The sequence below is a fragment of the Roseateles sp. genome, assembly GCF_049240545.1.
In the GTDB taxonomy this organism is placed as follows: domain Bacteria; phylum Pseudomonadota; class Gammaproteobacteria; order Burkholderiales; family Burkholderiaceae_C; genus Paucibacter_A.
This window is the reverse complement of sequence record NZ_JBMLSK010000342.1, coordinates 1-8,017: the sequence shown is the minus strand read 5'-3', so window position 1 is coordinate 8,017 and position 8,017 is coordinate 1. Positions and strand designations below refer to the sequence as shown.

The 8,017-nt window shown below is 56.7% G+C and carries 7 protein-coding genes; all 7 read right to left on the bottom strand.

The genetic code is table 11. The annotated features are described in order from the left end of the window. Positions 1 to 573 precede the first annotated feature (573 nt). Complete coding sequence (locus ACOVRJ_RS21335; protein ID WP_422045832.1) at positions 574 to 1,545, bottom strand: Bug family tripartite tricarboxylate transporter substrate binding protein; 972 nt, start codon at positions 1,543 to 1,545, stop codon at positions 574 to 576. Positions 1,546 to 1,595: 50 nt separating this feature from the next. Then, complete coding sequence (locus tag ACOVRJ_RS21330) at positions 1,596 to 2,027, bottom strand: Zn-ribbon domain-containing OB-fold protein (RefSeq protein ID WP_422045831.1); 432 nt, start codon at positions 2,025 to 2,027, stop codon at positions 1,596 to 1,598. Beyond that, positions 2,024 to 3,190, bottom strand: a complete 1,167-nt coding sequence (locus ACOVRJ_RS21325) for a thiolase family protein (RefSeq protein ID WP_422045830.1) — start codon at positions 3,188 to 3,190, stop codon at positions 2,024 to 2,026. The genes ACOVRJ_RS21330 and ACOVRJ_RS21325 overlap by 4 nt, the downstream gene beginning before the upstream one ends. Before the next feature lie 5 nt (positions 3,191 to 3,195). Then, the gene (locus ACOVRJ_RS21320; protein ID WP_422045829.1) at positions 3,196 to 4,734 is read right to left on the bottom strand and encodes an acyl-CoA synthetase; all 1,539 of its coding nucleotides are present in this window, start codon (positions 4,732 to 4,734) and stop codon (positions 3,196 to 3,198) included. A 21-nt stretch (positions 4,735 to 4,755) separates the two neighbouring features. After that, positions 4,756 to 5,733: an MDR family oxidoreductase gene (locus ACOVRJ_RS21315; protein ID WP_422045828.1), complete on the bottom strand. Its 978-nt coding sequence runs from the start codon at positions 5,731 to 5,733 to the stop codon at positions 4,756 to 4,758. Positions 5,734 to 5,765: 32 nt separating this feature from the next. Further along, entirely contained in the window at positions 5,766 to 6,404 is a 639-nt protein-coding gene (locus tag ACOVRJ_RS21310) for a TetR/AcrR family transcriptional regulator (RefSeq protein ID WP_422045827.1), read from the bottom strand. 874 nt (positions 6,405 to 7,278) lie between these two features. After that, a partial coding sequence (locus ACOVRJ_RS21305; RefSeq protein WP_422045826.1) for a phage integrase SAM-like domain-containing protein occupies positions 7,279 to 8,017 on the bottom strand: 739 nt, incomplete at its 5' end.

The following is an 8,017-nucleotide window of genomic DNA, read 5'->3' as shown; positions in this document are numbered from 1 at the left end:
GTCCAGAGTCTGGACGGTACGGGTGCTCTGGACGTGTAGGTGGCAAGTCAGAACGTGCTCCTGTTCGAGTTGATTGCATTAATGTCTTGCTTGGGATTTAAGAGAATGGCTTTCGGTTAGCAAAGAGGCTGTGCTGACGATCCGTGAGCGTTTATTCAAACTTGGCTACTGGGTACACAGCGCAGGGTAGAGATGCTTCATTGCTGTCAGCGTTTGGTGCAGCCGGATGTGCTGCGACCAAAAGGGCGTTCTTACCAATGTGTCAAAAAAAACAGTCAGCCTCCCACTGCGCCTACCTGCAATTTAGACTTGAGCGAATGATGCATGAGGACCAGGAAATTGGAGCGGCACCGCTGCTCTTGTGGCTCGAATTCTGCAGACATGTCAACAACTCGAGCACGGCTACCGGGCTTGTCTGGCCTTTCACCCTACAATTTGCGCAGCGTAACTTTTGCACGCTGCGCAATCGGTCACGATCGCAGAAATACCGACGATGTAGTCGTGATTAATTCGGCATTTGAGGAATTCGGCTACGACATACAGCGTCAAGACTGAGCCGGGGGTGATAACTCGTCAATTTTCGCCCTTGAAGCCGGAAGCCTTGATAACTGGGCCGAGCTTGATATATTCGGAACGGTGCGCCAGGCCCAATTCGCGCGATGAATTGCCGATTGGGTCAAGCCCCATTCCCTTGAGCTTTTCTTGTAGATCCGGAGTGGTAATTGCTTCGGCCATGGCCTTACTAATCGCATCTACCACCGGTTGCGGCGTGTCGGCCGGCGCATAGGCCGCGAACCAGGCAGTGCCTACTACGTTCAGACCCAATTCCTTGAAGGTGGGAACTTCTGGCAAATACTGCGAACGTTGTTCGCCGCTCACTGCCAAAACCTTCAGCTTGCCACTGCGATGGTATTGCACGGTGTCGGCGATCACGAGAAACGCTCCCGGCACCTGTCCGCCGATTAAATCAGGTAGTATCTTTGCAGTGCCCTGATAAGGCACGTGCGTCAAAGGTATCTGCGACTCATTGCTCAGCATCACTCCAAGGAAATGAAGCAAGCTGCCGGCAGACGGTGAAGCGTACATCGCATTGGACGGGTTCTTCTTTGCGTTGGCCAGGTAGTCGCCCACGCTGTTGACGCCTGAACTGGCTGGCACGGCCAGCGCCATTTGAAAGCTGGCGAGTTGGGAAACAGGCACGAAGTCCTTGAACGGGTCGTACTTGAGGTTGCTATAGGCCAGCGGCTGTGCGACAACATTGGCAGAGGCCGTGATCCAGACCGTACTGCCATCGGCCGGCGCAGCCTTCACAGCTTCCGCTGCAATTCGGCCAGCCGCTCCAGCTTTGTTCTCAACGACGACAGGCCGGTTCAGCGTGACCTTGATCTTCTCCGCTATTAAGCGGGTCAAAGTGTCCATCGACGCGCCGGCCGGCGTTCCGATCACGATCTTCAAAGGTTTGCCGGATTGCGCGAAGGCCGTGCCGGTGAATGCGAGGATGGTGGCAAATGCCACAGAACGAAATGTGTTGAATGTGAATTTCATGTTTGCCCCTTGAGTTAATTTCATGTTTGCCCCTGTTGCGCTGAAGCGCCTTATTTATTGATAACCGTTTTGAGGGAAGTGAAGGCGGGCCACTGCAAACCTTCTCCGAGCGCGACCCACTCGACGCGAACGGGCAGGCCGGTGCGCAGTTGCGCCGGTTCGCACTCGACGAGCCAGCTCAGCAACCTAACTCCTTCCGCTAGATCGACCAGCGCATGAATGCGGCTTACCGGGCCTGCGGTGAGTGTGTTCATCCGGTCAACCGTCCAGCTCGCCACCACACCCTTACCGCTGACTTCCCGCCATTCCAGTTGCCGGCGTCCAGTGTAGACACTGCCGGGCCGCGGATACGCCTGCCATCGCTGTGACTGCGTGCAGAACTGCATCAGTAAACGCTGCTCGCGCGTTGCTTCCCAGAAAGGCAACGTGTTCATGTACTGGCCGATGGCCAAGCCAAGCCTTGACTTTTGAAGCTCGCTCATAAGTCCAGCACCAGGGCGTTGCTCATCATCCAGCCACGGCCATAGGCGATGCCACCGATGCCGGTAACCAGCGCGTTGCGCGGACTGTTGACCTGCGTCGCGCCGCCTTCGCCAAACAGCTGGCGCACAGCCTCCACCAGGTTCAGGCCGCCCGCGGCCAGGCCCGGCTGGCCGGCCGATAGTTGCCCCCCACCTGTGTTCAGCGGCAGATCGCCGCTGAACCGAAAATCGGTCTTGCCGATGAACGAGGCGCCTTCTCCCGGGCCGCAAAAACCCATATGCTCCAGTTGTATCAGCACTGCAATGGTAAAGTCGTCGTAAAGCTGCAGCATGTCTACTTGGTTCACGGAAAGCTCGGCTTGCGCTAGCGCGCGGACCCCGGCCACCTTGAAGCCCGAGTCGAGCAGGTCTGGCGTCTGATCCTGAACATTATGGTTGGTGCGCTCGGCATAGCCGGCCAGCCGCACCGACTTAGGTAGCCCCATCGCGTCCGCCGTTTCGGCCCGCATCATCAGCACACCGTTGGCACCGTCGCAGAACATCACGCTGTCCAGCAGGCGAAGCGGATCGGACACCTTGCGTGAGTCCAGGTAGTCATCCAGGGTGAGCGCCTTTCGCAGCTTGTCGCAGGCTCGCGCGTTTTGCAGCGCATGCTCGCGCTGCGTGACCACAATCTTTGCCAGCGCAGCATCAGGAGCGCCATAACGCTGTTCGTAGGCGTTTTGCACCAAGGCGAACGCCGCCGGTGGGCGAATCAGGCCCGTCGGCACCTGGAATTCCTCGCGGTAAGCGCGATAGTGGCTCGAATATGTGGTGCTGGGCGCATCGGCACCAATCACCAGCGCCACTTTACAGCGCCCGTCGCGCAGCGCCGAAGCGGCCGCCGAGACCGCGCAAAGCATCGCGCAGCCTCCGGTAGTGCCGGTGCCCAGCCAGTCGAGTTGCAAACCTAACGTGTCGGACAGGTAAGCAGCGTGAAAGGGATTGCTGCCTTCGCTGAGCGCCGCCGTCACCGCCAGCCCGTCGATGTCCGCCGGCACGATGCTGTATTTGCGCACGATTTCGTCCAATACATCCGCAGCCAGGTCATAAGCACTTCGGCCCGAACGGAACACGTTTCGAGTTTCGGCGTAGCCACTGATGACGATGTCGGAAGTTAGCATCTTGTTCACTTCGTAGCGGGATGAATAAGGCTATCGAGGTACTGCTGCTTGAGCTTGCGGCGCGCTATCTTGCCGCTATCTTCGCGCGGTAGCAAAGGCATACTAAGCAATACCTTGGGCGCGCGCAACCTTCCCAGCTTGGCCCTGAGCGCTTCGCGCATTTCGTCCGGCTCGATCTGTGCGCCTGCATGCGGCTCAAAGACCATCGCCAAGGCTTCACCAAGGTCCCGATCCGGTATGCCGAAGGCGACGCAGTCGCGCACCTGTGGCAATTGCAGCGCCGCTTCTTCAAGTTCCGCCGGGAAGATGTTTACGCCACCGGAGATCACCATGTCTTTCTTGCGATCGCTTATCCAGAGAAAGCCGTCCGCATCGACATGGCCGATGTCGCCCATCGTCAACCAGTCGCCTCGACGCAACTCAGCCATCGCTTCAGGTCGATTGTGATAAGTCACTAGGTCGGCCATGTCGGATTGGATGAACACCTCGCCAATGTCGCCCGTCGGCACTGGTAGGCCCTGGTCATCGACAATCGCGATCTGCACGCCTTCCGGCGGCGAACCCACGGTGCCAGGATGCGCCAACCATTGCTGCGAGGTACTCGCGGTGATGATTCCGATCTCAGTGGCGGCGTAGTACTCCATGATCACAGGTCCCCACCAATCAATCATGGCCTGTTTGACGTCGCGAGGGCACATCGCCGCACCATGCACAACAGCTTTCAGCGTCGAAGTGTCAAAGGCTGCCTTTTGCTCTTCGGGCAAGTCGAGCAAACGACTGAACATGGTTGGCACCATGTGCATGTGGCTAAGTCGATAGCGTTCGACCAGATCAAGCAGTCTTTGGGCATCGAACTTCGGCTGCAACACCAGCAAGTCGCCAAAGCGGACGCAGTTGAGCGCGTAAACATTCGGCGCAGAGTGGTAGAGCGGCCCCGTCATCACGGCGCGGATTGGCCGGATCTCCTGGCCGTGCGCCAGCCTAACGCGCTGACCGAACCTCGCAGTCATTTCGGGAGAGCTGCTCAAGCGCCTGACGCCTTTCGGACGACCCGTCGTACCGGACGTGTAGAGAAGACGAAAAGGAGTTGAGACCGGCGCAGCAGTTGAAACTTCTGATGCCTGCACCCAGTTTTCGTAGTTCATGGCGTTACCGGCGAGTGAACAGGATTCTTCAGTCAGGCGATAGGCAATCTGGATTTCGGGCGGCGTCACAGCCTCCAGAACCTTGCAATTTGCGGGCACCACAGATGCCACTTTCTTTAGCAGATCGGCATGCACGACCAGCAGCCGCGCCTGAGAATCCTGCAGGATGAAGCCTATTTCTTCTGCACTAGCGTGCCAGTTGAGCGGCACTGCGACAGCGCCTGTCCTGTCTGCCGCGAGCGTCACTTCCAGCAATGGGAAATCGTTGCGCATCAGGATGCTAACGACGTCGCCGGGCCCAAGGCCCAGGCTCATTAAGCCGCCCGCCACGCGCAGAACCCGCTGTTCCAAAGTTCCGCCATCTAGGGTGCGGTCTCCACTGATCAGGGTTGCGTACATGAATTCATTAAGGATCAATGTTCATCGAAGGTCTACCACGAGTCGGCCGCTCACCGTGCCGGCGAGAAGGTCATGCGCGCGCGTGATAACGTCTTCGAGCGGCAACGACACGGCCATGTTCATAATCGCATCGGGCGAAAGGTCTTGCGCGAGCCCTTGCCACACTGCGCCGCGGCTGGACATCGGAAAGGACACGCTGTCAATGCCCGCGAGCGTGACACCGCGCAGGATAAAAGGTGCTACCGATGCGGGGAAATCCATGCCTTGCGCTAAACCACTGGCCGCGACTGTGCCGCCGTAGCGCGTGCTGGCGCAGGCGTTCACTAGCGTGTGGCTGCCGACGCTGTCTACCACGCCGGCCCAGCGCTCTTTTGTAAGTGGTTTGCCGGGCTGCGAAAACGCATCGCGGTCCATGATTTCAGCAGCGCCAAGACGCAATAGGCGTTCACCTTCAGCCGCACGCCCTGTAACCGCCACCACCTTGTAGCCGCGCTTGGCCAACAAGGCGACCGCAAAGCCTCCCACGCCTCCGCCTGAGCCGGTAACGAGTACTTCACCCCTGTCGGGGGAGACGCCGTTGCGTTCTAGCGCCATCACCGACAGCATCGCCGTAAAACCGGCCGTGCCTATGGCCATTGCCGTCCGCGTCTCCATTGATTCTGGCAGGCGCACCAATTTGTCACCGTTCACGCGGGCCATCTGCGCGAGACCGCCGAATGCGTTTTCGCCGTATCCCCATCCCGTGAGCGCAACACGATCGCCTGGTAGCCAGGCGCCGCTGCTACACGACTTAACGGTACCTGCAAGGTCTATTCCCGGGATCATCGGGAACTTACGCACGATGGGCGACTTGCCTGTGATGGCCAAGCCGTCTTTGTAGTTGAGGGACGACCACTCCACGCTCACCAGAGTGTCGCCCTCGTCCAAGACTGACTCGGGAATGTCTTTAAGCGCCGCGTGGGTCTTTCCATCGGATTGCTCGAGCCAGATTGCCTTCAAAGGAAGTGCTCCAAAAAATTTAAGTAAATAGCTCAGGCGGCTCGCGCCGTGAGCATGAAATGGGCGAGAAAGCGCTCTAACGGATTGTTGTTACGCGTGAGCTTGGCGCGCAGAATGGCACCCTCCCATCCGATCCAGAAAAACTCGGCAAGCGCCTCGCAGTCCGCACTGACGGACAATTGCCCGGTCCGCACGGCGTCGCTCAGGCAACTCGCAGTTCGCGATTGCCAAGCCTGCAGCACGGCTTCCAGCTTGTCGCGGAACTCATCGTTCAGGCCGCCAAGTTCCTGCCCAAGATTGCCGATCAAGCAGCCCCGCTGAAAATTAAATTTGGCCATGCCACGCATGGCGTCGTTGGCGAAGGCAGAGATACGCTCAAGCGGCATCAACTGTGTGTCGTCGAAAGATCGAGCTAGCTTGCGTTCGAAATACGCGGCGTAGTTGTCTATCACAGCAAGTCCGAACTCGTGTTTGCTGGAGAAGAAATGATAGAACGAACCTTTAGGCACATTTACCCGCAGGCGGATCTCGTCTATGCCGGTCGCCTGAAAGCCTCTCTCAGTGAAGATTTCCGTGCCGCAACGCACCAACATTTCCCTTGTGCTGGTGCGTGCAGCTGCGCGCTCAGTGCGGCTGATTCGTTTAGGAGCGACAAGCGACTGTGAGTTCATGTATTTAATAATAGACCAGTCGTCTCAAAAAATAGCTAGGTATTAACCAGAATGACATTTACATTATTTTTTTTCACGTGACCGTGCCAGTCGACGCCTCGCCGCACGGCAATATCGGCAAGAGGTAGCCTTCACGTACGGATCACTTTTTAGGCCAGCAGAGGAACACTCGGTTGCTTGTCGTTAATCTGCGGCGTCAACACCACTGGTTGTCGTAGAGCTTGTAGCGGCATGGTCAAACTCGACTGTGGCTGCGCTTGTACAGCACCAACTCACCGTCTCTCAGCGTATGGGCACGGGCGGCTGCGGTTGAGGGTCCGTTGTAAGTCGTTTCCAACGTCGCTGTGGGCAGCTTTGCTGAGCCATTGCCAGTGTGGGGTAGCTGAGCTGCGACTGTTTCATACCCGCGCACAAGGCTTTGCCAACTGCTGCAGCTTTGCTGCTTTTTTCAGCACAGTTTCGCAGCGCCGCAAGTCAATGCCAGCAGCAAAGGAGTACGAAGAGTGTGCGGGTGTGTGCTAGCAAAGAAAAACCCCACAACCCTCTTGCGAAACTGTGGGGTGTATCTAGTGGCCGTATCCGGAGCAAGGCACGAGATAGCCCGTGCCCCAGGATGAATTAGAAATTAAATCTCAATCTTTTGAATGACCTGTAGCTTTTGCTCGAGCGTGTAGCCAACGCTGCCATAAACAGCAAAATCAGTTTGCCCGCGTCCATGTCCCGTAATGCTTTCGGCCAAAGGCAGTGGAATGTCATTTCGCGCTTTGAGTCTGTCGATGAATGCATGCCTAAACATGTGACTGCGAAACTCAAAGGGGCGCAAGTTTTTGTTCAAGATGGCTGAACAAGAGCAAGCTCCAAACTCCTTCGCGTATTAAGGCAGTAGCCAGGGGGAGTTGAGCCGTAATGCTCTAGCTTGTAACTCTTTAGCTGCATCCAGTGATACGCCAACGAGTGGCACAGCTCGAATGCTGGCTTTGGTTTTTCGATCTGTCAGTCGGTTCTTTCGTACCCAAAGATGCGGAATCTCATGTTCAAGCACCAAGTCTTCTAGCCTTGCCAGAGTGGGCTCAGAAATCCTAAGACCAGTGTTGAGTTGTATCAGTCCCACCAAGCTGGCTGGGGTGTTGTGACGGATCAAGAAGCTTTTGACCTTGGCAATCTTCTCTGGCGTGATGGGTGGTATCGGTCTTGTGTTTTCACCCTCGCCACGTATCTGTAGTCCCCTGAAGGGACTGAGCCTGTCAATGTCCAAGTGCTTGAATGCCATATTGATCATGGCATTCAGGATGTTGTTGTGTTTGCGGATGCTGTTTGGATGCAGTCCCTGCGCCAGCATGGCGTCTCGATATTGGGTGATGTGCCAGTGCTTAAGCTCATCAAGGTAAAGATCCCCATACATGGCGCTAAACCTGTTGAAGTATTGATTGGCATTGAGTTTGAACTTTCTGCGGTGTGCGGATGTGTTCTCTGCCATGTAGATGTCAAAAGCGTCTGAGAGAGTGGGGCGGTCATTTGCATCTCCCGTTCTCAAATGTTTAATCAGTAGTTCTTTAACGAAGTCTTCGTCAACATCGATACCGCCAACTGAAATGCGTTTTTTGATCTGAGTG

Bases quoted from the DNA above. Each gene is read 5' to 3' on its own strand.
- ACOVRJ_RS21335 (WP_422045832.1), bottom strand. From the start codon at position 1,545: ATGAAATTCACATTCAACACATTTCGTTCTGTGGCATTTGCCACCATC.
- ACOVRJ_RS21330 (WP_422045831.1), bottom strand. From the start codon at position 2,027: ATGAGCGAGCTTCAAAAGTCAAGGCTTGGCTTGGCCATCGGCCAGTAC.
- ACOVRJ_RS21325 (WP_422045830.1), bottom strand. From the start codon at position 3,190: ATGCTAACTTCCGACATCGTCATCAGTGGCTACGCCGAAACTCGAAAC.
- ACOVRJ_RS21320 (WP_422045829.1), bottom strand. From the start codon at position 4,734: ATGTACGCAACCCTGATCAGTGGAGACCGCACCCTAGATGGCGGAACT.
- ACOVRJ_RS21310 (WP_422045827.1), bottom strand. From the start codon at position 6,404: ATGAACTCACAGTCGCTTGTCGCTCCTAAACGAATCAGCCGCACTGAG.